This window comes from Pseudomonas brassicacearum (genome assembly GCF_918698105.1).
In the GTDB taxonomy this organism is placed as follows: domain Bacteria; phylum Pseudomonadota; class Gammaproteobacteria; order Pseudomonadales; family Pseudomonadaceae; genus Aquipseudomonas; species Aquipseudomonas brassicacearum_F.
Map to the genome: position 1 here is coordinate 20,215 of NZ_CAKKMI010000023.1, position 26,582 is coordinate 46,796.

The following is a 26,582-nucleotide window of genomic DNA, read 5'->3' on the forward strand; positions in this document are numbered from 1 at the left end:
TCCAGTCTCGATGCCATACGGACAACGAAATGCTCAAATTCCTGGAAGGTTAAAAAGGATGGCCAAAAGAAACGCTACGCAAGCTACCCAGCTTATGCCAGATGTAACATCGCTGCCACTGACGCAACCTGCACTGAACGCTGTTCCGAAAATCTGCCTTATTGACACCGCACCCGACGTCTCTGCTCTGCTAACCCAGAAACTCTACGATTGCACGACAGCCACTCTGGGCGGAGATGTAAAGACGCCCAAAAACAGAGCGGGTATGCAGACCTACCTCCGCCCATTGGTAATGCTGCCTTCCAACCTACACGAGTTTCACGTGGTCGTGGTCGACCTAGCGAAGACAGACGGCATTGACGAGTCTGAAGCACGCGCCGAGTTGAAAAACACCAGCGGCAAAACAGCATATGCGCTGGTCAGTTCCTATCCAGAGCAAGTTTTCAATTCGAAGGGATTTGGAACATCCAGATTTTGCACTGAAATCGAGGATGTGCTCAAGAAGCAATCCGTTGTTGTAATTTTCGCAGCTGAAAATGAAAAAATCCATTACGACCTTGCCGAGATCGGAATACACGGCGCAAGCGTAGTGGATAACTTTGACTGCGAGACCTTACGCCTTTGCAGTGGCATAAAAGAGTTCAAGAACAAATTTGGAAAGACAGTTGAGCTGTATAAAGAAGAGACACGATTCCACTCATTTATCGGCAAATACCTGAAAGACGCACACTATGAAGTGACCTTTCCCCATCCCCTTGTTTGGAAGAACGGGACCAGCAAGCCAGACGAACAATTTGTCCCTATTCTGGTCAATGCAGCCGGTGAGATCGTTGGGTACGCGACGTTTGTTGACAAAGGCGCCGTCTTCGTACTTCCGCAGTTGGTGCGCAAAGCAGAATTTTTGGTTGAATTTTTCGATAACCTTGCAGGGGTGTTTCCGGACGTTTTTCCGTACAACGGCATGTTTGCATGGCTGGACGACGGCTCTCACCCACTCCCCGGCGAAGTGGAGATTCGTGAACAACGTGCAGCGATTGAGACACGGTACGTAGCCGATGTCGCTGAGAATGAGACCGCCATTGCAGATCTGAAAAATGAATTTAGCTTCCTTCGTGTGATGCTGTCTGGAACAGGGGACGAGTTAGTAGATGCCGTGCGTGAATACCTCATTTGGCTGGGATATACCTCCGCAAAAGCCATGGATGAACACAGCGAAGATACGCTGGAAGAGGATATTCAGATTGAACTGGAGCCTGGCCTCTTGGTGATAGAGGTCAAAGGCATCGGCGGAACGTCCAAAGATAAGGAATGCGCTCAGATCTCCAAGATCAAGAATAGACGCCAGGAGGAAAGAAAAGCGTGGGACGTATCAGCCCTGTATATCGTGAACCACCAACGATACGTTGCTCCAAAACTGCGGGTAAACCCGCCTTTTACTCCAAACCAGATCAAAGACGCGCTGCTGGATAAGCGGGGGCTGATCACGACGTATCAACTCTACAACGCCTATTTTGACATCCTTCGCGGATTGATTACAAAGGAAGATGTTCGAACTCAGCTGCTGGGGTTCGGGCATGTAAAAATCGCACCGCCGGAGCTGACCGAGATCGGCGTCGTCAACGAAGTTTTTCAAAATGGCCGCATAGTTATTTTGCAACTGGATAAAGCAACGGTGTCTGTTGGCAGGAAGCTGTACATCCTAAAAAACGACGTATACGAAACCCGGAATGTCGTAGGTCTTCAGCTAGACGGGGTGCCAGTAGATCAAGCCTCAGGTGGGGAGTTTGGTATTCAGGTGGACGCAGCGATCAAGAAAGGGAGCCGGATTTTCATCCCAACTCAGGTACACGAGCCAAAGGACATGGCAGGATGACACTCTGGCTTCTGAAAACCGCTCCATAGACGCGTGAGCACGAAGAGCCGACAGAGACAAGCGCTGCCCCGTTTAGTGGTGCAGCGTGTCGGGGCTGATTGAAAACCGACCCATCCTGCCGATTGAAAAATGCCCCAGCTGATTTGTCATCAGCAGTTGTCGAATAGCGTAGCTGCGTAATTGCATGGACTTGACCATCCTTTTGCACTCGACTTGACCAGTCGCATGCATCGAATTTGACCAGCGCACGGGTACGCCTTGACCGGCAGAAAGCGACCCATAGTTGCCCTTCGCAACGGGCGGAGACTAGGCCGGTAACTGTCATGTGACGATGCCCGCACTTTAGAAGCAGGAGTCAATTGTTATGCGGTATCTGCCTGGTCCCTCTTGCTTTTGAGAATTTGGTGAAGGGTCAATTTAGTTCGCCCTACTTGATATGTAGTCCAACTTCGTTGAGGGTGTACTTGATTCTACTGGACGCGCGGCCAGCGCTGAGCATGTTGAGTAAAAGCAAGTCATTTACTCCGCATAGCTTCAGAATTATAGCGGGATAGATATTACTAAGAGCATTGTTTAGCGAGTAGATTTTTCCTAGAAAATCTCCATAACCTCCTGGCGCACGCTGCCCTCCAAAATGTGAAATGTCATTACGTTTGTCAGCGCATTCGTTACAAAAATCGCGAAGTGATTTAGCTGGAAAATTTAACGGCAAAAGTTTCATACATTCAACCAAGCGTTCGGCGAGAGAGGGCTCGGCAGAATGCTCAAGTTTAGCTTCCAACCATTTTCGATCCTTGGCCAATGTTATTTGCCCAATGATACGTTGAGCTTTCAGCTCTAGCTTCGTGGGAGGCGCGTCTTTATTTAGTGTGCGATGCAACGATTCGAGCCCCCATATTAAATTAACAAATCGATGCTCAACGTATAGCTCGACGCCACGGCGCGTTCCTAGATACAGGCTCATTCCGGGTCCTAACTCCTCCCTTTTAATTTGCCACTGTTGAAAAAGATGACCAAATTCTTCTCGAATAGTTGGAAATTTTAACAAGCAATTATGGCGTGTGGGTGGAGCAGCTGAGTTTCTAGATCTTAAAAAATAAAACCTATATGATTTAGTGTTGCTTGCAGTGCGACCTATCGTTAGAGATGGCCACTCCATACTATAGTCTGAACCAGTTAAAATCAAGAAAAAATCAGCGATAGAGAAAAAGTGCTTTTTAAGATCCGAGGATGTTTTCTTAAGCTTGGATAGATACTTAAAGCTGATTTTCTCAGTGATGTTTATTACGTGATTTTTTTGATTGCCGAACATTGGAGCAAGCAAGTCAAACTCTACTGATATAGTACTGTTATCTTCTAGTGTGTATTTAATATTTTTCTGTGTCTTGTGGGTTGCTACGAGCTTTCTTTTTGTTCTACTCGTTTCAATGGAGCCCAAGCCTAGCCAGTCTTCAAATCCAGTCAGCGAAATTGAAAGACCATCAAACATTATCTCCCCTTTCGATTCGGGAAGCGGTTTAGAACCAATTAAGCAATTTGTTGCTCCATAGTTTTCATAAGAAATACCACCGAAGGATGCTTTGCCTCCTTGGGTATAGACGTCCGTCAATAGCACATGCTCGCTTGAGTTTTTGAGCCGGCCTTCAATATCAGGGCATGAATTTCCCGACCCCACAAAAATTCTGGACATCGGGTGATCCGCTGAAGGTAAATACCCATGCAGCTCAATGCTTATTCGTCCGTCATCAGTAATTATCAAATCACCTGCTACTGCTGACTCCGGGACAATGTCGTCCTCAGGAATCGGCTCATTTCGCCACCAAAAGTAGCCGCTTTCCTTAATCGTCTTGCTTTCCATAACGAACCCTGTTTTTCATGTTTGGGTGCTTGTAGGCTTGGCAGGCTACTTAGCGAGACCTCAAGGTAGCCAGTAAAGAGGCTCACGTCGACTGCCCTACTAATTTCTCCAACGCGACTAATGCAGGAACAAGAAAAGTCGTTTCGATCTCCCTCATACGCTGCATGCCTAGACAAGTGGCAGTGTTCGCCATCTGACGAACCAGAGACGCGCAGGTCGTCTGCTTTTGGCCGAAAGCCGCCAATCAAGAAATCCCCTATCCCTCCCATCAACCCGCCAACCAACTGGCCTCTAACCACCTTCATATTGCCAAGTACCCTCCCGGCATCCTGTCCGGGCGGAAGCCCAAACACCCGCGCATGATTCCGGCTGAATTGCGTTGCGCTCTCGTAGCCCACTTAGAAGGCAGCCGCCATGACGCTTTTGGCATTCGCCACCATCAGGGTTCTGGCCTGGAGCAGGTGAACCCGCGTCTGGTACTGCAAGGGGCTTAGGTAGGTGACAGTTTTGAAGTGACGATGGAATCCCGAGACGCTCATTGAAGCGCATAGCGCCAATCGCTCAACACCAATGGACTCGGCGAAGTCGCGGCGGATTCATTGGATTGCCAGGTTGACTCGGGCCATCGCGGTATCCGGCGCGGCGATGTCTCGCAACATCCAGCCATGGGGGCCTTGGCGTACGCGGAAGATAATCTCTCGCTCATAGACGGGGGCCAGGGTCTTCGGAGAAGAGTTCGCCCTGAGCATCGCCGGGACCGTCATTACTGACATCCAAGGATGACTAATCCTGAGGCGCACGACCCGACTACCAGCGCCCTTGGGCTCAAGCCTCCACTGCACGTTTTACCTCAAACCCTCTCACCGTCACTGATATGAATACCAAGATCACAACGACCCGATGCAAGATGCGCTTTGAGCGTCAACGCCGGGATTTCGTAATCGCCGTGATTCTGGCGACGAAATGGCAAGGGTTGATCACTGAAGAGCGTATCCAAGCGAGCCGCATAACCCGTGCAAATGGATTGGAACCGGGCGGCGTCCATCTTGCTGGTTTTATAGATTGGGAAGGCCGGCAGTACCGTGAAGCCAGGATAGAAAAGCACCCCATGCTGGATAGGAAATAGTAGGTCCTCCAACGCGCCGTTCACCCCTCGGCCACTGTAGTGGGATTCCCAACCGCCCATGGTAACGACCAACATGGCGCGCTTGCCTGTCATGCTGCCTTCGCCGTAGCGATCGCCCCAGTGGTTTTCGCTATGTTCGCCGACACCATAGGCAAAACCGTAAGCGTAGACGCGTTCGATCCAGCCTTTGAGAATCGCGGGCATCGAGAACCACCACAGCGGAAATTGAAAGATGACGGCATCGGCCCAGAGCAATTTGGCCTGCTCTGCCTGGATGTCCGCCGGTTGGCTGCCAGCGGCAAATACACGCTGGGACTCAAGCGCCGGGTTGAAAGGCGTTTCTGCGTCATAACCTGGGGCGTCGTCCGGATCGAGGGATGCTTTCCAGCGCATGCCGTAGAGATCTGAGACTTTGACCTCGTGGCCTGCTGTTTCCAGGTGAGTGATCGCAAAATCCTTGAGCGCGCCATTGAGCGAACGAGGTTCGGGGTGGGCGTAGATCAGCAGTATTTTCATGAGGGGCTCCGCGTGGAATGTGTCCCTCACCGTAAGCTTGCATCCGCTATGATAGAAATGAATTCCCGAAACATATGGTATTTGCATGCACAATAGCTTGCGCCGTCTGGATCTTAATTTGCTGGTCACATTGGATGCCTTGCTGGCCGAGCAAAATGTGACGCGGGCGGCGCGCTTGCTCAACCTGGCGCAACCGACCGTCAGCCTGCAACTGGGCAGGCTGAGAGATCTTCTTGATGATCCGCTTTTGCTGCCTGGCCCCCGAGGGATGTCGCCCACCGAGCGAGCTCGCGAATTACAGGGCCCCCTGCGTGACGCGTTGGCCGCGCTGGAAAGCGCACTGAGTCCTGTGGCCGCGTTTGAACCCGGACGCTCCCATCAAACGTGGAAGATCGCTGCCAGTGATTACGCGACGACTGCCTTGATCTGGCCGTCGCTCTCGCGGCTCAGGCACCTGGCCCCGTACACGCGGTTGGCGCTTGTGAATAAACCGACTGGCGACTATGCCAAGGATCTGGAAAACGGCCTTATCGATCTGGCACTGCACACCCGCGATGAAGCGCCGCCCAAGTTGCGTCAGCGCTCCTTGATCCACGAACGCTATGTGCTGGCGGCGCGGCGCGGTCATCCCGCTCTGGCAACCAGGCTGTCGCTCAAAGCGTTCTGCGCGCTTGAACATGCCGTCATGTCACCCGATGGCGCCGGCTTCGTTGGCAGTACCGACCACGCGCTGGCAGCTGAAGGTCTGGAACGGCGAGTGGTATTGTCCGCGTCCAATTTCAACTCGCTGGTCTCAGCATTGGTGCACAGCGATTTGGTTGCGGTGGTGCCGGAAAGGCTGGTGAAACATGAGCCAGCGCTTCACGTCCAGGCACCTCCGCTGGCCATTCCCGGGTTTGAAATGCTGATGTTATGGCCCGAACGACTGCATCGCGATCCTGCCCATATGTGGCTACGCGAGCTTATCGCTTCGACGTTGGAAACAACTCGCACGCAGAAATGAATGGACCGGACAATGAAACGATGACGACTAGCCCCCGGCGCAAAAGCGCTTTTCAAGCCTCTTCAAGCGTTCTCGAAACCATTTGAGTATGTGTCCGCGCTGCCTCGATAAATCCGTGTTCCGTTAATTTTCGCCTTCCTGAAACAGACGGCTAAACCGTTGGTACTGTTCCGCCGTCGATCACAAACTCACTTCCCGTGATAGATGCCGCTCGCGGCGAAGCCAGGAAACCGATCAGGTCAGCCACTTCGCAAGGTGTGGATGGACGGCCGAGCGGGATACCCCCAAGTGCTTTCATGATGATCTCTTTACCACCTTGATAGTCAGTACCTGCCTCCTGCGCGAGTCGCTCGGCTAATGCGACCGACGCTTCGGTTTCAACCCAACCCGGCGAAACCCGAACCACGCGAATGCCTCTGGGCGAAACCTCTTTCGATAAACTTTTGCTGTACGTCGAAAGCGCGGCCTTGGCCGCCGCGTAAGCTGTTGTCGCTTGCGGCAGTGGCAGCCGACTCTGAATGGAGGTGACGTGGATGACGACCCCTTCCTTGCGCTCCAGCATACCCGGGAGCAAGGCGCGGTCGAGGCGCACCGCCGGCAACAGGTTCAGGCTGAGCTCTCGTTGCCACTGTTCCTCGTCCAGTGCAGCAAAACCGCCGCTGGGTGCCGACGAACCACCCAGGACATGGATCATTATGTCCACGCCACCCAGCCGCTGTTGGATCGCGGCGATCAGCACGTCACAACCTTCCCGGGTCGAAAGATCAGCCGCAATCAGAAGAGCGCCCGGCATTTCAACGTCCACCTGCCTGGCCGAGGTAATGACCTTCGCGCCCTCGGCCAGTAACAACTCGACGACAGCCTTGCCGATGCCTTTGGTGCCACCGGTGACGAGGACCCGCTTGCCAGTCAAACCTAGATTCAGCATGGCGTGATCTCCAGGGAACGGATTCGACCGCCCTCCAGCGTGAAGACGTGACTCAGTTGAACCGGGCTACCGGGGAAATTCCCAACAAGGCGCGCAATGACGGTCAGTCTGCCCTGCCCTTGCAGGGCATGCAGTGGTTGGACCTGATAGATGAAGGCTCTACGTGCCTCCTGTTGCCAGGCTTCGATGGCAGCTGTTCCTTCGTATGTTTTTCTCTCATCGCAAACCGTGGCGTCCGAGCGGAAGCAGCTCGCAAGTTGCGCTGCATCGCCACCATTGCTGACCGCAAAGTACGCCTGCACGACGTCGGGAAGCTGAAGGGTCATGTTTTCGCTCTCCAGAATCTGGTTGTATGAAGCGATCTTGTGCACTTTTGTACGCGAGCCTGATGCAATGAGGCATCCATCCGGGCCGGGCATCAGGAGATCAACCCCAGTTTCGCTGCCTTGAAGGTGGCGGCCGCTCGAGTCGAGCATTCCAACTTTCGGAAGATACTTTCCACGTGCGTGCGAACGGTGCTCGGACTTATTTCCAGCAACCTCGCCACTTGCTTGTTGTTGGCGCCAACGCTGATCTCCCTGAGGATGCGACACTCTCGCCCAGTGAGTAATCGCCCACCAAGCTGCTGGATCTGGTGCTCGCCGTGTGCGGCCAGCCTCAGCGATGCATCACATGCTTGAGGTGGCGAGCATTCAGCAGCAACCCAATCGCTTCCAATGCCGATGTCAAAGTACGTCTCAACAACGCTGACACGCTGAAGGCTCATTTGCTGATCTCCTGGATAGATTTCCTGGAGCGATCTTGCTGCCTGACGGATAGTTTGTTCAACTGGGATAAACCCTCATGACCAATCCCGAAATTCAGGACAATCCATGTCACAAGATCGTTTAGGCCTCGGTGAGCTGGACGCTGTTATAGCGGTCGCACGCAGGGGTTCGTTTCGGCAAGCCGCTATCGATCTCGACGTCTCCACCACCGCACTGAGCAACACCATTGCCCAACTGGAAGCCCGCCTCGAATCGCGGCTGTTCAATCGCACTACCCGTAGCGTGGCCATCACCGAAGCGGGCAGGATATTTCTGGAGCAGGTGGGGCCAGCCTTGCAGGATTTGCGTGCTGCACTCGATGCAGTGCGATCGCATAACGCCGGCCCCTCGGGCACGCTGCGTATCAATGCGTTCGCCAGCGCTGCCCGATCGGCGCTCCTGCCACTGGTGATGGAGTTCCTGCAGCAGCATCCGAAAGTACACATCGACCTCGTAACCGAAGGCCGTCTGGTGGATATCGTTGCTGACGGCTTCGATTTCGGCGTGCGTTCAGCAAGCCTCGTTCCGAACGACATGATTGTGGTCCCTCTCGGCCAGCCGCAACGCTACGCTGTGGTCGGTTCGCCGGCGTACTTCGAAAAACACGGCAAACCGCGAACGCCATCCGAGCTGCTCCAGCATCGATGCATCCGCGTTCGACTACCGAATGGGGCGATTTTCCCGTGGCATTTCGAGCGGGACGCAGAAGTGACTCGTCTCGATGTGAGCGGGCCGCTGACGCTGGATGAATCCAGCGTGGTCAAGGTGGCGGTGCAGGAAGGCATGGGGCTCGGTTTTTTCATGGAGCAGGACGTTCACGACGAAATCCGCGCCGGACAGTTCGTGCGGACTCTCGAAGACTGGACACCGCCCAGAGACAAGCTGTGCCTGTACTACCCGAACCGCCGCAACCCCTGCGCGGCAGCCAAGGCATTCATCGACCTGGCACGTGCCAGTCAAGCCGATCAGGACGGGCTCGCATGATCCAGGCTTGACCCGGACCTGGCTCAGGCAATCAATCCCAGTGTCAGTCCCTTCAAGGTAGCGGCTGCCCGGGTCGAGCATTCCAGTTTGCGAAAGATGCTTTCCATGTGCGTGCGAACCGTGCTCGGACTGATGTCCAGCAGCCGCGCCACTTGCTTGTTGCTGGCGCCACGGCTGATCTCCAGCAGGATGCGGCACTCGCGAGTCGTGAGTAGCGAAGCCTTCGGTTGACGCATCCGACGCTCGCCACCTGCGGCGGCAATGACTGCTTCGCAAACATCGTTGTCGAACAAGCCACTGCCGGCATCCTGTTTGAGTAGCCTGGCTGCATCCGCTTCGCCGTGGGCCGATCGCCATGGCCTGGCTTCCCTTAGCGCGACCCAGGCCACCGATGTGGCGAACAGGCGATGCTCGGCACACAGCGCATCACCCGCCACGCCTCGAAAATAGCCACTGCCGTTGAGCCGTTCATAGGCATGGGTTGCAATCTCTGCGGGCACGGCCAGTTCAGTGATAGGTCTAAGCGCCTGTTGCGTCCAGTAAGGGACAAGGCGCACCCGCTCCGCAGCGCCGTATGGCAGCGTCCCTGCGGTATTCCAAAGGTGGTTCGAAACGGCTGCCCGGCCGAGACCGTAGATGAGCGCGGACTTGCCAATTTCTGTCAAAGTGGGCTCACGCAGCCCCCACAGGCGCGCAGCTTCCAGGGCGACATGCGCTACCTGCCGCGAATGCCCTGCCAACCACGGGAGCTTCAAGTCGATTATATCTCCCACCAACGTCAGTGAGACGCAACGCTGCTCAGGCACGTGGTCAACCGTTTTCGAAAGCGTTTCCAAATCCGCCAGCCAGCCCTTTGCGTTCCCCAGAAGCAACGATACGAGCGACGCGGGATAGCGCCGATCCGACTGCTCTCTGATCCAGCGTAGCGCCGCGTCCAGGCCGTGTGCACGACTGAGAATATCCAGGTCACCTGCAAGTACTACTTGATAGGCGACCTCCGGAATGTGCTCATGGGTCAGGCCCAGCGGCCGGCCAGTGCCGTCGTAGGTTTCGAACACGCGACACAAGCCCGCCTCGACGGCGGCACCGAGCTGGAGGGTTTTGGCGACTGCTCCAGACACCTCACAGTGCACGACGGCAAGCGGGGTTGCCTGATGCACCGCGTTCATTTGCTCATTGCCCAGCGTCAAATCGAGCATCGCGCGGCGGCCATCGACGTCGTCGCCCAGCAGATCCGCAAAGCCTTCGGCATTGGCGGTGCAACCGGACCAGCGCAGCAAGGCAACCTGTTCCGCCACCCTCAGGTGCTCACCGTCGCCGTGCTGGGCCTGCGCCAGCATCCGCGCCAGTGCGGCAACACGCCGGGAATGACCGAGTGGTTGTCCCATGCTGAGGTCACCGACCTGGGCGATCGTCGCCAGTGCCCCGCCCAGGGAGATATCCAGTTGCAACACACTATCCATGAAAAATATCCCGGGGTCGGATAAGTGACCGATGCCCACAACGCAGGCTAGTCAGCAGAATTTGAACTCCCGAACAGGAGCTCATCCAATGAAAACATTCAAATCGAAAATCGCTACCGTCGCCTTTGCCCTAGCCGGTACCTTCATCGCAAGCGCCAGTCACGCGCAGGATACAACGCCCTCCGTGGTGATCGTACACGGCGCGTTCGCCGACGGCTCCGATTGGGCCAAAGTGGTGCCACTGCTCCAAGCCCAAGGGGTGGCCGTTACGGTCGTGCAAAACCCGCTCACCTCGCTTGCCGACGATGTTGCCGCTACGCGCCGCGCGTTGAGCAACCAGCAGGGCAAGGTGATTCTAGTTGGGCACTCTTGGGGCGGCACTGTGATTACCGAGGCCGGTAGCGACCCGAAGGTCAGCGCGCTGGTGTATGTCGCCGCCTTCGCGCCAGAGGCCGGGCAAACCAGCGGCGAACAAGGTAAAGGTGCGCCCACGCCCCCTGGCATCAGTCAGATCAAGGCAGACGGCAACGGTTTCCTCTATTTGACGCCGGAAGGCATGGCCAAGGACTTCGCCCAGGATCTCCCGGCAGCGCAGACCGCCGTCATGACCGCCACGCAAGGTCCCATCAAGGCATCTGCCTTCGAAGATAAAACGACCGTGTCGTCCTGGAAGGCCAAACCGTCCTGGTATCTGCTTGCCACAGAAGACCGGATGATCCACCCCGACGTCCAGCGCTCTGCCGCCAAGCGTATCGGTGCCACCCTTGCAGAGGTGCACACCAGCCATGTTCCCCAGCAGTCACAGCCGGCCGAGGTCGCCGCAGTGATTCTTAAGGCAGTGCACAGCGTTGGCGAACAATGATCGCAGGGAAATGACGCCACTGGTAACCGCAAACTCAATCGCTGCATCGATACGGAGCGTGCGCATGAATCATCTGCGTGATCAACACTATGACTTCATTGTGTGCGGTGCAGGTACGTCGGGCTGCGTGGTCGCTGCCCGTCTTGCCGATCAGAAAAGCGCACGCGTCTTGCTGATTGAAGCTGGCGAGGGGTACTCGGGCCCCGAGGTTGTCGAACCGGCGCAATGGCCGATGAACCTCGGTTCAAAGCGCGACTGGGCATTCGAGGGGCAACCCAATCCACACCTCAATGGTCGACGGCTATCCCTGAGCATGGGGAAGGGACTCGGCGGTGGCTCCAGCATCAATGTGATGGTCTGGTCGCGCGGGCACCGCTCCGATTGGGACCATTTCGCTGCCGAGTCCGGCGACCCGGGCTGGGGCTACGATTCGGTACTCAATTACTACCGCAGGATCGAGAACTGGCAAGGCAGCCCTGATACCACTCGGCGTGGTTCAGGTGGCCCCGTGCATGTCGAACAGCCGGCCATGCCTCAACCCCTCGCGTGGGCAACGCTGGAGGCGGCCAGCCGTCTGGGTATCCCCAGATTCGACAGTCCCAATGGCGAGATGATGGAAGGCCCGGGCGGGATCGCTATTACCGACCTGCGCATTAACCAGGGCAAGCGCGAATCCGTTTACGACTCCTATATCCGGCCACGGTTGCACTATCCGAACTTGACGATTCTGACAGGGACATTGGTGACCCGCGTATTGCTTATCGGTACACGGGTTATCGGTGTCGAAGTGGTGATCGCAGGCGAACGGCAATGCTTCTATGCCGCAGCCGAGGTCATCCTGTCCATGGGCGCGGTGCAGACACCCAAGGTGCTCATGCAATCGGGAATCGGCCCGGAAGAGGAACTGCGACGTCACGGCATCGCCCCGATCAATCACCTTCCCGGCGTAGGCGAGAATCTTCAGGACCACCTCGCCTTTGGCTGCACATGGGAGTACCTGCAACCCCAGGCAGTCGGTGGCAGCGGGTGCGAAACCACCTTGTACTGGAAAAGCGACAGTCGCCTGGATGTCCCGGACCTATTGCAGTGTCAGCTGGCGTTTGCGGTACCCTCTCCGCCTGAGGTCGCGATTGAGCCGCCACAACATGGCTGGACAATGTTCGCTGGGCTGGCCAGGCCTGCCAGTCGAGGACGCTTGCGCCTGTCGGGTGCCGGGCCACTGGATGCCCCACTCATTGAGCCGAACTCGCTGAGCGCGCCCGAGGATATGGCAGCGGCGTATGCGTCGATCGACCTGTGCAGGGCGCTCGGTAACAGCGAAGCCTTCAACGGGCTGGTCAAACGCGAAGTTGTGCCCGGGCCGAAAGAACATCGCGCTATGGAGCAGTTCATCCGCAACTCTGCCGTGACTTACTGGCACCAATCCTGCACCGCGAAAATGGGCCGAGATACGATGTCGGTGGTCGACCATCAACTGCGTGTGTATGGCATCGATAAACTGCGCATCGCTGATGCCTCGATCATGCCGCGAATTACCGTTGGCAACACGATGGCGCCGTGCGTCGTCATCGCCGAACGAGCAGCAGATCTTGTCCTCGCTGCGCAGGGTGTGACGGCTGCGGCCATAGCGCTGACCGGTCATTGATAAGAAGCAGTCTTTCACAAATAGCCATCGACCAATCCCGGCCTATAACTCCCGATGTTCCAATCATGCCACCTACCCAAAACGATATATCGGTCACTACCTGCTTAACGCGACCAACATCACCACCTCCGCAAAAATCAACTAACTCCCCCTCACATCCGATGATGCTCCACCAAAAAATCCACAAACAACCGCACCCGCGCCGGCATTGCCGCCCCTCCTACAAACACCGCATGAATCGGTTCCCGATCACCGGGGTTCCATTCTTCCAGCAGCGGCACCAGGTCGCCGCGCTTTAGGTCCTCGCTCACGGTGAACTCGCCGATACGCGCAATGCCGGCCCCTACTCGCGCCAGTTGTGCCAGCGCTTCACCACTGCTGCATTCGATGTTGCCGCTGACCTTCAGGGAAAACGCTCGTCCGTCGCGGATGAACGGCCAGTTGGGTTCGGCACGCCGGAAGTTGAAGCGTAGGCAGTTGTGCCGGAGCAGGTCTTCCGGTTCCTGGGGGGTGCCGTGGCGTTGCAGATAGTCGGGCGAGGCCACCACTACCTGGCCGGTGTCGCCGAGCCTGCGCGCGGTCAGTGGGCTGTCGGGTAGATGACCAAAGCGTACCGCCACGTCGGCCTGGCCGCCGAGGATGTCGACCACTTCGTCGCCGAGGGTGAGGTCGACAACGATGTTCGGGTAACGGGCGCTGAAGGCTGCCACCAAGGGAACGATGGCCAGCCGCCCATGGCCAAGGGCGGCGCTGACGCGCAAGCGGCCCTTGGGCACGCCCTGGTCGGCGATGGCTTCTTCGACCTCGGCCATGTCGGCCAGGATACGCCGGGCGCCGCGCAGGAACGCCTCGCCCTCGGCGGTGAAGGTGATCGCTCGGGTGGTGCGCAGCAGCAGGCGGGTGCCAAGGCGTTGTTCGGTACGCGCGATGATCCGGCTGACCGCCGAGGGTGTCAGCCCCAATGCACGCGCGGCGGCCGACAGGCTGCCTTCCTGTGCCACGGTGGCGAACACGCTCATTTCACCGGACCTGCCGTTGAAGTCCATTTGTGCTCCTTACGCAAAGGTGATTGCCAGAAATGCTATCTACCGCCTGAAAAAGTTGGATCGTAGCATTGGCGGCATAAATGAGGAGTCTTCCATGCGTATCAATCCACCACTTGTCGCACTCGCCATTGGTGCCTTCGGCATCGGCGTTACCGAGTTCGCCCCCATGGGCATGTTGCCGGGCATCGCTGCGGATCTCGGCGTTTCCATTCCCGCTGCGGGTCTGTTGGTCAGTGCTTACGCCCTGGGCGTTCTGCTTGGCGCACCGCTGATGACCCTGACCACCGGCCGGATTCCCCGGCGCTATCTGCTGATCGGGCTCATGGCGATTTTCACCCTGGGTAATCTGATGTCAGCCTTGGCTACCGATTACTACAGCCTCATGGTCGCCAGGGTGGTGACCTCACTGAACCACGGTGCGTTCTTTGGCGTTGGCTCCATCGTCGCCGCCAGCGTGGTCGCCCCAGAGAAGCGTGCCGGGGCGGTTGCGGCCATGTTCATGGGCCTGACCCTGGCGACCATCGGCGGTGTGCCGCTGGCCGCCTGGTTTGGCGAACTGTTCGGCTGGCGCACCGCTTTCTGGGGTATTACCGGCCTCGGCGTGGCGACCATGGTCGCGTTGTGGTTCGCCCTGCCCAACCTGCCGGCGCCGCAAAGCGTCGGTGTACTGGCTGAAATTCGGGTACTGGGCCGTGGCCCGGTGCTGGGAGCGTTGGCCCTGACCGTCGTCGGCTCGGGGGCCATGTTTACCGTCTTCACCTACATCGCACCGATCCTCAGCAGCGAGACCCATGCGTCCACCGCCTACATCACGGCCATGCTGGTGCTGTTCGGTGTGGGATTGACGCTGGGCAATATGTGGGGCGGCAAGGCGGCTGACCGCTCGATAGACCGCACCCTGATCGTTTCGCTGAGCGTGCTGATTCTGGTCTTGCTGGCGTTCACCGTACTGATGCGTTGGCCGCTGCCGGCCGCCGTGGCGATCCTGATATGGGGTATCGCCAGCTTCGCCCTGGTGCCGCCGCTACAGATGCGCGTCATGGAAGCGGCCAAGGACGCGCCCAACCTGGCCTCGGCGGTGAACATCGGCGCCTTCAACCTCGGTAACGCGATTGGTGCGGCGCTCGGGGGTGCGGTGATCAATGCCGGGCTGGGTTATCCGGCGATCTCCCTGGCCGGGGCGGCAATGGCGGGTCTGGGCTTGCTGATGGTGTTGGCTTTTGCCTGGCGTTCCAGAACGGTTGCAACTGCGCTGGCGTGACGATGATGTACGGGGCTGTTAGTCGTCATTGAGGTCGCTACCCAAGACGCCCAAGCAGCCCCTTGAAATGACAATCAAGCCCTGCGCTTGGCGCAATACTCCACCATGAGCTGAGTGACCGCTGCCACAATCGTCTGATCCGCATCAGGCGAGGTGAACAGCCGACATTGGGCATCCGGCAAATCCGGCAACCCATGTTCCACCCCAATGGCCGCCAATCCTTGCCCCAACTGACTCAGTGGCATGGGCGCTACCGCGAAGCCTGCCAAGGCCGACGCCCGTAATCCGGCCGTGCTGCTGCACAACATCACTGTGCGTTGGGCAATCCCCGCCTGCGCCAGCCTTGTCAGCGCGGCCTCGCGATAAGGGCACGGCTCGGGGAACAGGGCCAGCGGCAACGGCGTGGGCAACCGGGCGACGGGTTGCGCCGACCAGGCCCACACCAGCGGCTCTTGCCATAGCAACAGCCCCGCTTCGCTGGTTTCGCACAGCGAACCGATGACCACCTCCAGATGCCCCTGCTTCATCAGCGCCAGTAACGTACCCGGAATGTTCACCTGCACCTCGATCTCCATCCCGGGGTACTGCGCGGCGAAATCCTGGACAGTGCGCAGTAATCGAGCCTCGACAAAATCTTCGGACACCCCGATCCGCAGCCGTCCATGAAACGGCGTGCGCGTCAGGTCTGTCCAGGCATCACGGTTCAGCGCCAGGATCGTGCGCGCATAAGAGACCAGGCGCTCGCCATCGGCCGTCAGTTGCTGGGAACGGGTGGTGCGCGTCAACAGGGGTTTACCAATCTGTTCTTCCAATCGCCGCACGTGGCCACTGACCGCAGACTGCGTCAGGTGCAGCTTCTGGGCGGCGCGGCTGAAGCCGTCTTCATCGACGACCGTGACCAATGTCTTGAGCAGCAGAGTGTCGAACATAGTTTCAATCGTGATTAATCTAGCCGTAATTTACGATTTATATTTCAATTACAACTATGTTGCAATACTGCCACCTGCCCTCATTCAAGGTGTGCCATGACGACTCTTCTGCATATTCAGTGTTCTCCACGCAAGCACCGCTCGGCTTCCCTTGAAGTCGCGCGCAGCTTCATTGCGCGTTATCAAGCGAACACCCCGGATACCGAGATCATCACCCTCGACCTCTGGAACATGGCCCTGCCGGAATTCGATGATCTGGCCATGGAAGCCAAATACGCCGGGCTCAATGGCACGCCGTTGACCACCGCACAACAGGAGGCCTGGAACACGTTAGAAGCGTTGGCAAGTCACCTGCACCGTGCGGATGTACTCGTGATGTCCGTACCGCTGTGGAATTTCAGCATCCCGTACAAATTCAAGCACTTCATCGACCTGGTATCGCAGAAAGACATCCTGTTCAGCGTTGACCCGCAACGCGGTCTGGAAGGCATGCTGCACAATAAACTTGCCGTGGTGACGTACGCCCGCGGCCTGGATTTTTCGGCGCAGTCGAGCACACCGGCGGAGCGCTTCGACTTCCAGAAACCCTACGTAGAAGCCTGGCTGAAATTTATCGGCGTCACGGATGTGCACTCGGTGATGGTGGAGAAAACCATCCTGGGGGAAGACGTCGATCGGCGCGCGCGTGAGGCCGCGACTCAGCAGGCCAGGAACCTGGCAGACAGTTTGTCGCTGACGCTTTAGGTGCCCCTACTGCGCGTCGACAGCATCCAAACGCAACAAGCTTTATCGTCCAGATAAATCCTGTGATACTTAATGCGAATTACTCTCACAAGCATTAGCATCCAAGGATCTATTCATGTCGACTTGTGCCACCCCGCCACGTCATTTCACCCCTGCCCGCAATCTTCTGGCCATGGCTATTTGCATGACCTCCCTGGCTCAAGCCTTTGCCGATGACAACAGCACCACCCCGACGAGCACCCCACCCGCCACCCTGGAACTAGGCGCAACCGAGGTCACCGGCAGTGGCCAGCTGGGAAGTACCACGGAAGGCACCGAGTCCTACACCACCGGCGCGATGTCGACCGCGACCAAACTCCCGCTGACGATGCGTGAAACCCCACAAGCCGTCACCGTCATCACGCGCCAGCGCATGGATGACCAAGTGATGACCGACATCAACGACGTGGTCAAGGCGACGCCCGGTTTGTTCCTGGACTTTTCCTCTGGTCCTGGTCGGCAGACCTACAAGGCACGCGGTTTTGAAATCGACAACCTGATGTATGACGGCATCCCGAGTGGCTACGACGGCGTTAACGTCGGCTCCCAGCCTAACTTGGCGATGTTCGATCGGGTCGAGGTGGTGCGCGGTGCCACCGGCCTGGTGACGGGTGCAGGCAACCCTTCGGCCGCCATCAACCTGATCCGCAAGCGACCATTGGCCGAGCAGCGAGTCACCCTGACCGGTGCGGCCGGCAGCTGGGACGACTACCGTGGCGAGGTCGATGCCTCCAGCCCGCTCAACGACAGTGGCACGCTGCGTGGCCGGGTCGTAACCTCTTACCAGGACGCCAACAGCTTCATCGACAATGTCGAGGAGGATCATGGCCTGTTCTATGCCGTCACCGAAGCGGACCTGAGCGATGACACCACCCTGACCCTGGGGTTTTCCCATCAGAAGGACAAGACCAATTACTTCTGGGGCTCTTCGATGATCGGCCTGGATGGTCATCATCTGGACCTGCCACGCTCCTACAATCCGGGGACGGATTGGGAGAACAAGGATCAGGAGATCAACACCGTATTCGCCGAAGTCCGTCATCGCCTGGCCAATGACTGGAACCTGCAGGTCAACGCCAACTACTCCGAACAGAACGCGTTGTTCTCCGGCTCTTATCAATCGCGCTGGGTCAACAACACACTGGCCCGCACGGTTTACCAGGCCGACGTCGATGAAAACCAGGCCGGCGTAGACGCCTTTGCCAGTGGCCCCTTCGAGGCGTTCGGGCGTAGCCATGAACTGGTGGTGGGCGCCAGCAAGCGCATCTACGACAAGACCACCCACAACTACAGCCCGTACGACACCAACTGGCCGCTCAATGCGGGTAAACCGGACTTCGTCCACACCAACAACCAGCGCGACGTGACCACCCAGGACGGCGTCTACCTCACCACACGCCTGAGCCTGGCCGACCCGTTGAAGCTGATCCTCGGCGGGCGCCTGGACTGGTACGACTACGATAACCGCGATGGCGACGGCGACTACAAGGTCACCCGTAACCTCACCCGTTACGCCGGATTGATCTACGACCTGGACGACCATCACTCGGTCTACGTCAGCTACAGCGATATCTTCACGCCGCAGAGTTCAAAGGATACTTCTGGTAGCCCGGTCAAGCCGATCGTCGGCAAGAACTACGAGGTCGGCATCAAGGGCGAATATTTTGATGGCGCGTTGAATGCGAGCGTGGCGCTGTTTCGCGTCGACCAGGAAAACCGTGCCGTGCAACTGTTTACAGCAAACTGCCCACAGGCGACCTGCTACGAAGCCTCCGGCGAGATTCGCAGCCAGGGTATCGACTTCGAACTGCAAGGCGCCTTGACCGAAAACTGGCAAGTTGGCGGTGGCTACACTTACGCGCGAACACACACCATCAAGGACGCCGCCAACCCGCAGAACGTAAACAAACAGTTCGACACCGACACGCCGGAGCATCTGTTCAAGCTGACCACCAGCTACCACTTCCAGGGCCCGCTGGAAAAACTGCGCGTGGGCGGCAACGTCTCCTGGCAGAGCCGAATGTACAACGACATCCCGCTGGCTGATGGCAGCCAATACCGCCTCGAACAAGGCAGCTACGCGATCACCGACCTGATGGCCGGCTACCGGGTCAGCCAAAACCTGGACTTGCAGGTCAACGCCAACAACATCTTCGACCGCCGCTACTACTCGACCATCGCCAACTCCGTGAGCTATGGCGGTGACGCTTATGGCAACCCACGCAACATGATGCTGACCGCCAAGTACAGTTTCTAGAAAGCAGAAAAAAAGGGGGCATCACTTGGGACGCCCCCTTTCAGCCGAAAGCAATGCACTTGCGCCCTTCCTTATGGTCTACCGGAAGCCGCAAACGGCACCTCCCGCACACCTCTGCGCTAGAGAGACAATCACATGAAAATGGCTGCCATTTTTGCACTCACCTGGATCGGCGTCACCTCAGCGGGTGCATTTGCCGGTGACCGGAACCAGGACTATCGAGAGGCAAACAGACGCCACTGGGAGCATCAGCGGGAAATGGATCGAATCGCAGACAGGAAACACCGCGAGCGCCATCAAGAGAGGGAGCGAGTAGAACGCAAGCATTATGAAGAAATGGAGCGCGAAGAAGCCAGGCGTAGAGCGCAGTACTATCAAGAGCAGTAGAAAGCCTGCCGCAGCAAGTACAACCCGAGCATTGGCAGCCAGCTAGACTCCGTGCGGCTCGCACTCAGTAACCTCTGAATGACGTCATTGCCCATCAACCTGCTCATACCGCCGCTGGATCCGCTCCAACTCCCCGGAACGCCGCAACTGCTCCAACGCACGAGCCCACGCCGCCACCACTTCATCCTCACTGTCAGGGCTGAAGGCGATGTACAGCGATGAGCGATACAGTTCGATAGGGATCCGTCGCAAGGTGCCCGGTGCGATGTTCAACTGACGACTGTAATAAGCCACGCCCGCATCGGTGTCGCCGATGATGATGTTGGTGCGTCCGGCAAGCAGCATGCGGTAAAGCAGCTTGCTCTCGGTGGCGCTTTTATCCAGATTGTTGAAGCCCAGCGACTGCAGCATCTGGGGCACCAGGCCGGCGTGGCGGGTGGTGATCTGCGGGGCACGCAGCAGTTGTTCCAGGGAGTTCACCGGCGGCGTACTGGCCAGTTGATAGGGGTGGATGGATTCTTCCACGATCGGGCCGACCCATTTGTACAACGGCTCGCGTTCCGGCGTGCGAAACAGCGAGTACATGATCGTCTTGGGCCGGTTCTTCAGTACCTGCGTGGCTCGCATGCTGGGCTGCATCAGCACTTCGTAGTCACTGCCGGTCAACGCCATGATGGCCCGGACGATCTCGGTGGTCATGCCGGTGAGCTGATTGTTTTCCTGATAGTTGTACGGTGCCCACTCTTCGGTGACGACTTGATACTCCTCGGCCCTGGCATCAACCGTGCCGAGCAAGAGGCAGAGCAGCGCTGCAGCCGGTGTCGAATGTCTCACGTGTTCTCCCGCCGGATTGTTCGGTGTTTGTACATGGATGGAGCCTTATTCAAAGGGGCAAGGTAAGCATAGCCCCAAACACACGCCCAACAGTTGACGCAGTCCACATTCCGCCCCTTAGCAACCCCCAGGCCTTGGTGTACGATCAGCGCGAACCGGATATCGACCAGCGCGCGCGGCGCTTCCCTTTCGCCCTCCTCCCCTGTGACCCAGCCCCCATGAATCCAATCGACCCACTGTCGTTTCAACGCATCATCACCGCCCATGGCAACGTCGAAGGCGCGGCGTATTTCGATGCTGAGGAAAGCCTCGCCCATGAGGTGTTTGCTGACCGCATCGTTTTCCAGACCAACTACCTGGATTACCGCAGCTATGAGGTCGATCTCGCCGAAGGCGGCGTACGCGTGCGCAAGACCCGGCTGGATAATTACTCGCGCGGCCATAAGGCACAGGTGATCGACGACGACATGGATGACGAGGACTGGGCCGAGCTGGGCAGTCTATGGCAGCGTTTGAGCCGCGACCTAGACACCCAGGGGCAAGGGCCGCAGCCCGATTTGGCCGACACCCTGGCCGACCTGTTCGATTGCTTGTTCGACGAGGGGCGCGCGCAGGCGCTTATTGAGAACATCCCGGCGCCTACCGGGCAGTGGGATTGGGCTTGGACGCAGGTCGAGTCAGCGCTCACCGAAGCCAATCAATTGGCCGGGTTCGAATGGAAGGAGTGGTCGTCCTACGGGGTCGATGCCGTCAATGGCCTCGCCCCGCTGCGGCAACTGGGCATTGAAATCCCTGCGCCTGAACGTAAAGCCATCGATGCAGTCAACCGCGCCAACGATTGGGAGCGCGCGCTGCTGCAGTATTTCAACGCCCAGCTGGAGGCCCATGACTTGAAGTTGTTAGCCATCGGCACGCACTTCGATGAATACCAGGCCTTTGCCTGCCTGCCCATGAACGGCCTGGGCCTGATCAATGCCTTGGAGATCATGGGCAGGCTGGGCATCGTCTACAAATATTAAGCGACTGACGCCACGCGCTTTCGGTCCGTTTTAACAAGCCCATAAAGGGCTACCCCTCCTTTGAGCCTCGAAGTGACGCCATGACAAACTGTGATCAATGCGGGTTCCTCCTCCCTTACGACACCGCTGCTTGCCCGCGATGCGCCGGGGAAATTCAGTACAGGGTAGAGGCACACGCGCCAAGGTCCCAACCGTCGAAAGGGCAGAAAATCCTGAAATGGGTGCTGATCGGCATTGTGGTCGCAGTGCTGGCAGCGGTGGCGGCGGTCACGTGGATCTTGCACTCACTGGGGCCGATGCCTTCTTTTGGTTGATGGCGACAGATACTTCCCGACCCACGGATGGATGAACACATGAAAACCACCCTTGATCACCTCGTCATCGTGGCAACGGACCTCGATACCGGCTGCGCGTTCGTAACTGACGCATTGGGCGTCGACCTTCAACCGGGCGGCGTCCATTCACGCATGGGCACCCATAACAGGCTGCTGCACCTTGGCCCCGGGCTCTACCTCGAAGTGATTGCCGTGGACCCGTCCGCCATACGTCCGGACCGGGCACGCTGGTTCGGCCTTGATCAATTGGCCCTCCATTCGCCGGCACGCCTGGCGACCTGGGTGGCACGCACCGATGATATCCATGCGGCTCGTGATGCCTGCCCTGGCCTTGTCGGGGATGTCGAACCCATGACGAGAGGAACATTGAATTGGCAAATAACCGTACCGGCTGATGGAAGCCTTCCCATGGATGGATCAATCCCAACCCTCATTCAATGGGCGCCTGGACCTCATCCTGCGGACATGCTCCAGGACAAGGGCTGCACGCTATTGGCACTGGATGTCTTTCATACGGATCCGGAAAAAATCCAAGCGATCCTGACGGCCATGAACTTTTCAGGCCCGGTCCATCTTCATGCACTGCAAGCGCCTTCGGCGCCCTACCTGGTTGCGCATATTCAAACGCCAAATGGACTGAAGGCACTGCCGCTTTTACACGTGTAACCGTTTGGGGCGGCTTCGCCACCCAGCGGGAGCAAGCTCCCTCGCCACGAAGATTCACCTCGCAACCGAAGCGAAACGCAGCTATTGGAATTTTCTAATAGTTGCTATCGATACCGGTGCCGTTCTCGTCCTCGGCCGCTCTCTCTAATCTGCCCACCAACGCGATCGATGACGATCGCCGCAGATCAAACCGACCTTATCGAGAGAGAAACGATGAACACATTCAACCGCACCCTCGCTGTCGCCACCCTGGCATTGGCCACCCTCAGCGCCGAGGCCGCGTCGCCTGTCCAGGCCCCTGTCAGTGCGTCTGCTGTCGGCAGCGTGGTCCAGTCCGCCAGCTACATCACCACCCAGGACGGCGTCCAGCTGTACTACAAGGACTGGGGCCCGCGCGATGGTCAGGTCGTGACCTTCAGCCATGGCTGGCCGCTGGACTCCGACAGTTGGGAAGGCCAGATGATGTTCCTCGCCTCGAAGGGTTATCGCGTGGTGGCTCATGACCGTCGCGGCCATGGTCGCTCCAGCCAGCCTTGGGAAGGCAACGACATGGATCACTACGCCGATGACCTGGCGGCAGTGATTGAAGCGCTGGACCTGAAGGACGTCACCCTGGTGGGCTTCTCGACGGGGGGCGGTGAAGTGGCTCGCTACATCGGCCGTCACGGCACCGCTCGAGTGAAGAAAGCCGTGCTGGTGTCCTCTGTCCCGCCGTTGATGCTCAAGACAGACACCAACCCTGGTGGCTTGCCTATCGAGGTGTTCGATGGCCTGCGCAAGGCATCCTTGGAGAACCGTTCGCAGCTGTACCTGGACATCGCCTCGGGCCCGTTCTACGGCTACAACCGCAAGGGCGCCAAGCCATCCCAAGGGCTGATCCAGTCGTTCTGGGTGCAGGGCATGCAGGGTGGCAGCAAGAATACCTATGACTCGATCGCGGCGTTCTCGGCGACCGACTTCCGCGGTGATCTGAAGAAGTTCGACGTGCCGACGCTGGTGATCCATGGCGATGACGACCAGATCGTGCCTATCGACGCTTCAGGCCGGGCCTCGGCGGCGCTGATCAAGGGCGCTCGACTGATCGTCTACCCTGGCGCGCCGCACGGCTTGACCGAGACGCACAAGGATCGGCTCAATCAGGATCTGCTGACCTTCCTCAAGGAATAAAAGCCCTGATCCCTTGTGGGAGCGAGCTTGCTCGCGATTGCGGTAGATCAGCCTGACTCAATGCTGAATCTGCCGACGCCTTCGCGAGCAAGCTCGCTCCCACAGGGGGTTGGGGGTGGACTCAGGCCTTGCGGACACCAAGATTCAAATTGTGGGAGCGAGCTTGCTCGCGATGGCGGAGTGTCAGACAGCATCCAGCTCTCTGACACACCGTCATCGCGAGCAGGCTCGCTCCCACAGTTGTTTCTGGATGGGGCTCGGCTTCAATGCCGCAACAACTTACGCAACGGAATCTCATCCTTGCGCACCGGTGACTTGATGACGATGTAGCTGAAGTACTTGGAGATGCCGATGTTCTTGTCCAGCAGGCTTTCCATCACGTCCTGGTAGTCCTGGATGCTGCGGGTCATGAAGCGCACCAGGTAGTCGTAGCCGCCGCTGATGAGGTGGCATTCGAGCACTTCATCCACCAGGCGGATGTTGGATTCGAACTTGGCGAAGTCCTCACGCTTGTGGTCGCTGAGGGTGACTTCGGTGAAGACCGTCACCGAATCGGTAATCTTGGCCAGGTTCAGATGGGCCTTGTAGCTGGAAATGTAGCCCAACGACTCCAGTCGCTTGACCCGCTGCAGGCACGGGCTGGCGGACAAGCCCACGGCATCGGCCAGGCTGACGTTGGTCATGCGGCCATCTTTTTGAAGCTCTACCAAAATGCTGATGTCGATCCGGTCCAGTTTCGCTAAACCTTCCATCGCATACCTCTTGCCTGCCGTTTGTAAGACAATCTTCTAACAAAATCAGCGTCGTAAGGACAGCTGATGCTGAGCGACCAGATCAGCCATGCTGTTGATGCAGTAGTCCGCCGCGCACGGCACGGGAGACATATCGGCGTTACGGCAGATCAGGCAGACAGCCCCGACCGACCGTGGGCGGGCGCCGGGACGGGTCACCTGGAGAATCGTCTCGGCGCTCAGGCCATTGGCCGCCAGCCAATCGTGATCCTGCAACGGGTCGCTCGCCAGCGAAATAAAATCATCAGGCTCGATACCCAGGCGCTCGCACAACACGCCCCGGTCCTCGGCATCGCGATCCCCCTGCACCAACATCCGATAGAACTTGCGCAGGTAGAGCATCGCACCCGGCGCATCCTCGAACAGTGTCCAACCGGCCGCCGAGCGGGCGAAGCTCATGCCCTCCTCCCAACTGATTTTGAGCTTCCAGCGCTCGGCCAATTGACGGTGGGCGAAACACAGCAAGCCGCTGAAGCCCAATTCTCCGAAACGCGGGTACAAGGCTTGCAGCACCTCGTCAAAATCGGCGAGCACCTGCGCTTTGTCCAACGGCTCGCCATGGTTTTCCAGCAACGGTTGCAACGCCGTCCAGACGCCGGAGTCCCGATCCACCAGGACCTCATCGCAGTCGATCAACAACGCCCGATATTCAGTCAGCCTCATCTGTAAAGCCTCCGATGATGTCCCATCGATCAACGCTCCATTAACCGCCACTGACGCTTGCCCGGGCAAACGTCATGAACGCAGGCATCAGCCCAGCACGCGCGCCAAGGCGCCATCGAGAATCTGCAACGCTTCGTCGATCTGCGCCTCGCTGGTCACCAGCGGCGCCAGGAAGCGCAAGACGTTGCGGTACACCCCGCACTTGATCACCAGCAAACCGCCGGCCCGGGCTTCGTCGATCAGGCGTTGGTTCAGGTCGGCGTCCGGGGTGCGCGCCTCGTCATGCTTGATCAGTTCGATCGCCAGCATGAAACCGCTGCCGCGCACGTCGCCGATCTGCGGGTAACGGGTTTGCAGATGCAGCAGGCCCTGGCGCAGGCGCTGACCCAGGACTTCACCACGGGCCAGCAGCTGTTCTTGCTCGTACGCCTCGATCACCGCCAGCGCCGCCGCGCACGACAGCGCATTACCGCCGTACGTACCGCCCAGGCCACCCGGCAGTGGAGCATCCATGATCTCGGCCTTGCCGACCACACCCGACAACGGCAAGCCACCGGCGAGGCTCTTGGCGACCGTGACCAGGTCTGGCTGGATACCGGCGTGCTGGAAACCGAACCATTTACCGGTGCGACCGAAACCGGTCTGGATTTCATCGAGAATCAACACAATGCCATGCTTTTGCGTCAATGCGCGCAGGCCCTGCAAAAACTCGACGGGGGCCGACAGGAAACCGCCATCGCCCTGCACCGGCTCGATGATGATGGCCGCGACCCGCTCAGGTGCGACTTGGGTGGCCAGCAGCTCGTCCAGTGCCTGGAGCGCCATCGCGCTGGTGACGCCGCGATAGGCATTCGGATACGGCGTGTGAAAGACCTCCGGGGCGAACGGGCCGAAGTTCTGTTTGTACGGCTGGCTCATGCCGGTCAGCGTGGTGCCGAGCAAGGTCCGGCCATGGAACCCGCCGCGAAAGGCAATCACGGCCGAGCGGTTGGTGTGGGCCCGGGCGATCTTCACCGCGTTTTCCACTGCTTCGGCACCCGAGGTGAAAAATGCCGCTTTATAGGCGTGCTGGCCGCCGATCATTTCGCACAAACGCTGGGCCAGGTCCAGGTAAGGCTTGTAGGCCACGACCTGGAAGCAGGCATGGGAGATCTTCTGCAACTGGGCCTGCACGGCCGCGACGACCTTGGGGTGATTGTGGCCGATGTTCAACACACCGATGCCGCCGACGAAGTCCAGGTAGCGCTTGCCGTCCACGTCCCATAGTTCCGAGCCCTGGGCCCGATCAATCACCAGCGGGTGCGCGGTGACCAGGCCACGTGGCACGAATTGATCACGCTGACGGAGCAAACTTGGGGTTTCTTCGACTTTACTGTTCAT

The 26,582-nt window shown here is 58.3% G+C and carries 23 protein-coding genes and 2 pseudogenes; 12 read left to right on the top strand and 13 right to left on the bottom strand.

Annotation, left to right across the window (positions count from 1 at the left end):
- Nucleotides 1-58 precede the first annotated feature (58 nt).
- Nucleotides 59-1,873 carry a hypothetical protein gene (locus LQ215_RS11485; protein WP_230149815.1) on the top strand — a complete coding sequence of 605 codons (1,815 nt, stop codon included), beginning with the start codon at nt 59-61 and terminating at the stop codon, nt 1,871-1,873.
- A gap of 427 nt (nt 1,874-2,300) precedes the next feature.
- Here the strand turns inward: LQ215_RS11485 and LQ215_RS11490 are convergent, their stop codons facing one another.
- The 3 genes and pseudogenes from LQ215_RS11490 to LQ215_RS11500 all read right to left on the bottom strand — a co-directional run bounded on the left by LQ215_RS11490 (nt 2,301) and on the right by LQ215_RS11500 (nt 5,373).
- On the bottom strand, nt 2,301-3,731 hold the full coding sequence (locus tag LQ215_RS11490; protein WP_230149817.1) for a HEPN domain-containing protein: 1,431 nt from the start codon (nt 3,729-3,731) through the stop codon (nt 2,301-2,303).
- Nucleotides 3,732-4,030: 299 nt separating this feature from the next.
- Nucleotides 4,031-4,453, bottom strand: a pseudogene (locus LQ215_RS11495) (helix-turn-helix domain-containing protein); the annotation flags it as partial.
- A gap of 128 nt (nt 4,454-4,581) precedes the next feature.
- The gene (locus LQ215_RS11500) at nt 4,582-5,373 is read right to left on the bottom strand and encodes an NAD(P)H-dependent oxidoreductase (protein WP_230149819.1); all 792 of its coding nucleotides are present in this window, start codon (nt 5,371-5,373) and stop codon (nt 4,582-4,584) included.
- Nucleotides 5,374-5,458: 85 nt separating this feature from the next.
- Between LQ215_RS11500 and LQ215_RS11505 the strand changes: the two genes are divergently transcribed.
- The gene (locus LQ215_RS11505) at nt 5,459-6,376 is read left to right on the top strand and encodes a LysR family transcriptional regulator (protein ID WP_230149821.1); all 918 of its coding nucleotides are present in this window, start codon (nt 5,459-5,461) and stop codon (nt 6,374-6,376) included.
- Nucleotides 6,377-6,527: 151 nt separating this feature from the next.
- Here LQ215_RS11505 and LQ215_RS11510 read toward each other — a convergent pair whose 3' ends face one another.
- The 3 genes and pseudogenes from LQ215_RS11510 to LQ215_RS11520 all read right to left on the bottom strand — a co-directional run.
- Nucleotides 6,528-7,304 carry an SDR family oxidoreductase gene (locus tag LQ215_RS11510; protein ID WP_230149823.1) on the bottom strand — a complete coding sequence of 259 codons (777 nt, stop codon included), beginning with the start codon at nt 7,302-7,304 and terminating at the stop codon, nt 6,528-6,530.
- On the bottom strand, nt 7,298-7,630 hold the full coding sequence (locus tag LQ215_RS11515; RefSeq protein ID WP_230149826.1) for a nuclear transport factor 2 family protein: 333 nt from the start codon (nt 7,628-7,630) through the stop codon (nt 7,298-7,300). The genes LQ215_RS11510 and LQ215_RS11515 overlap by 7 nt, the downstream gene beginning before the upstream one ends.
- Before the next feature lie 92 nt (nt 7,631-7,722).
- A pseudogene (locus LQ215_RS11520) lies at nt 7,723-7,977 on the bottom strand (response regulator transcription factor); the annotation flags it as partial.
- A gap of 199 nt (nt 7,978-8,176) precedes the next feature.
- On the opposite strand from LQ215_RS11520, the gene LQ215_RS11525 reads away from it, so the two are divergent.
- Nucleotides 8,177-9,094, top strand: a complete 918-nt coding sequence (locus LQ215_RS11525; RefSeq protein ID WP_230149828.1) for a LysR family transcriptional regulator — start codon at nt 8,177-8,179, stop codon at nt 9,092-9,094.
- A gap of 23 nt (nt 9,095-9,117) precedes the next feature.
- Here the strand turns inward: LQ215_RS11525 and LQ215_RS11530 are convergent, their stop codons facing one another.
- Nucleotides 9,118-10,557 carry an HD domain-containing phosphohydrolase gene (locus LQ215_RS11530; RefSeq protein ID WP_230149836.1) on the bottom strand — a complete coding sequence of 480 codons (1,440 nt, stop codon included), beginning with the start codon at nt 10,555-10,557 and terminating at the stop codon, nt 9,118-9,120.
- A gap of 88 nt (nt 10,558-10,645) precedes the next feature.
- Between LQ215_RS11530 and LQ215_RS11535 the strand changes: the two genes are divergently transcribed.
- Both LQ215_RS11535 and LQ215_RS11540 read left to right on the top strand, forming a co-directional pair.
- On the top strand, nt 10,646-11,419 hold the full coding sequence (locus tag LQ215_RS11535) for an alpha/beta fold hydrolase (protein ID WP_003203112.1): 774 nt from the start codon (nt 10,646-10,648) through the stop codon (nt 11,417-11,419).
- Nucleotides 11,420-11,483: 64 nt separating this feature from the next.
- A complete protein-coding gene (locus LQ215_RS11540; protein ID WP_230149838.1) occupies nt 11,484-13,064 on the top strand; it encodes a GMC family oxidoreductase in 1,581 nt (526 codons plus the stop codon).
- 152 nt (nt 13,065-13,216) lie between these two features.
- Here the strand turns inward: LQ215_RS11540 and LQ215_RS11545 are convergent, their stop codons facing one another.
- Entirely contained in the window at nt 13,217-14,110 is an 894-nt protein-coding gene (locus LQ215_RS11545) for a LysR family transcriptional regulator (RefSeq protein ID WP_230149840.1), read from the bottom strand.
- Nucleotides 14,111-14,204: 94 nt separating this feature from the next.
- Here LQ215_RS11545 and LQ215_RS11550 point away from each other — a divergent pair, with 94 nt between their 5' ends.
- Nucleotides 14,205-15,371, top strand: a complete 1,167-nt coding sequence (locus tag LQ215_RS11550; protein ID WP_230149841.1) for an MFS transporter — start codon at nt 14,205-14,207, stop codon at nt 15,369-15,371.
- A 74-nt stretch (nt 15,372-15,445) separates the two neighbouring features.
- Here LQ215_RS11550 and LQ215_RS11555 read toward each other — a convergent pair whose 3' ends face one another.
- Nucleotides 15,446-16,300: a LysR substrate-binding domain-containing protein gene (locus LQ215_RS11555; RefSeq protein ID WP_230149843.1), complete on the bottom strand. Its 855-nt coding sequence runs from the start codon at nt 16,298-16,300 to the stop codon at nt 15,446-15,448.
- A 96-nt stretch (nt 16,301-16,396) separates the two neighbouring features.
- On the opposite strand from LQ215_RS11555, the gene LQ215_RS11560 reads away from it, so the two are divergent.
- The 3 genes from LQ215_RS11560 (at nt 16,397) to LQ215_RS11570 (ending at nt 19,727) form a co-directional block, all read left to right on the top strand.
- Nucleotides 16,397-17,044 carry an FMN-dependent NADH-azoreductase gene (locus LQ215_RS11560; RefSeq protein WP_230149845.1) on the top strand — a complete coding sequence of 216 codons (648 nt, stop codon included), beginning with the start codon at nt 16,397-16,399 and terminating at the stop codon, nt 17,042-17,044.
- 115 nt (nt 17,045-17,159) lie between these two features.
- Nucleotides 17,160-19,340, top strand: coding sequence for a TonB-dependent siderophore receptor (locus tag LQ215_RS11565; RefSeq protein ID WP_230149846.1), 2,181 nt, complete (start codon nt 17,160-17,162; stop codon nt 19,338-19,340).
- Between the two features lie 135 nt (nt 19,341-19,475).
- Nucleotides 19,476-19,727 (top strand): hypothetical protein, encoded by a 252-nt coding sequence (locus LQ215_RS11570; RefSeq protein WP_230149849.1) that lies wholly within the window; start codon nt 19,476-19,478, stop codon nt 19,725-19,727.
- An 84-nt stretch (nt 19,728-19,811) separates the two neighbouring features.
- On the opposite strand, the gene LQ215_RS11575 is transcribed toward LQ215_RS11570, so the two are convergent.
- The gene (locus LQ215_RS11575; protein WP_230149851.1) at nt 19,812-20,561 is read right to left on the bottom strand and encodes a substrate-binding periplasmic protein; all 750 of its coding nucleotides are present in this window, start codon (nt 20,559-20,561) and stop codon (nt 19,812-19,814) included.
- Nucleotides 20,562-20,779: 218 nt separating this feature from the next.
- Between LQ215_RS11575 and LQ215_RS11580 the strand changes: the two genes are divergently transcribed.
- The 3 genes from LQ215_RS11580 to LQ215_RS11590 all read left to right on the top strand — a co-directional run bounded on the left by LQ215_RS11580 (nt 20,780) and on the right by LQ215_RS11590 (nt 23,748).
- Nucleotides 20,780-21,580 (top strand): DUF6630 family protein, encoded by an 801-nt coding sequence (locus LQ215_RS11580; protein WP_230149859.1) that lies wholly within the window; start codon nt 20,780-20,782, stop codon nt 21,578-21,580.
- 353 nt (nt 21,581-21,933) lie between these two features.
- Entirely contained in the window at nt 21,934-22,581 is a 648-nt protein-coding gene (locus tag LQ215_RS11585; protein ID WP_230149860.1) for a VOC family protein, read from the top strand.
- Between the two features lie 213 nt (nt 22,582-22,794).
- A complete protein-coding gene (locus tag LQ215_RS11590) occupies nt 22,795-23,748 on the top strand; it encodes an alpha/beta fold hydrolase (protein WP_230149863.1) in 954 nt (317 codons plus the stop codon).
- Between the two features lie 263 nt (nt 23,749-24,011).
- Here LQ215_RS11590 and LQ215_RS11595 read toward each other — a convergent pair whose 3' ends face one another.
- From LQ215_RS11595 to gabT, 3 genes are all read right to left on the bottom strand, one after another.
- Nucleotides 24,012-24,500 (bottom strand): Lrp/AsnC family transcriptional regulator, encoded by a 489-nt coding sequence (locus LQ215_RS11595; protein ID WP_003203167.1) that lies wholly within the window; start codon nt 24,498-24,500, stop codon nt 24,012-24,014.
- Nucleotides 24,501-24,545: 45 nt separating this feature from the next.
- Nucleotides 24,546-25,202 (bottom strand): 2-haloalkanoic acid dehalogenase, encoded by a 657-nt coding sequence (locus tag LQ215_RS11600; RefSeq protein WP_230149865.1) that lies wholly within the window; start codon nt 25,200-25,202, stop codon nt 24,546-24,548.
- Nucleotides 25,203-25,289: 87 nt separating this feature from the next.
- Nucleotides 25,290-26,582: a 4-aminobutyrate--2-oxoglutarate transaminase gene (gene gabT / locus LQ215_RS11605; RefSeq protein ID WP_230149867.1), complete on the bottom strand. Its 1,293-nt coding sequence runs from the start codon at nt 26,580-26,582 to the stop codon at nt 25,290-25,292.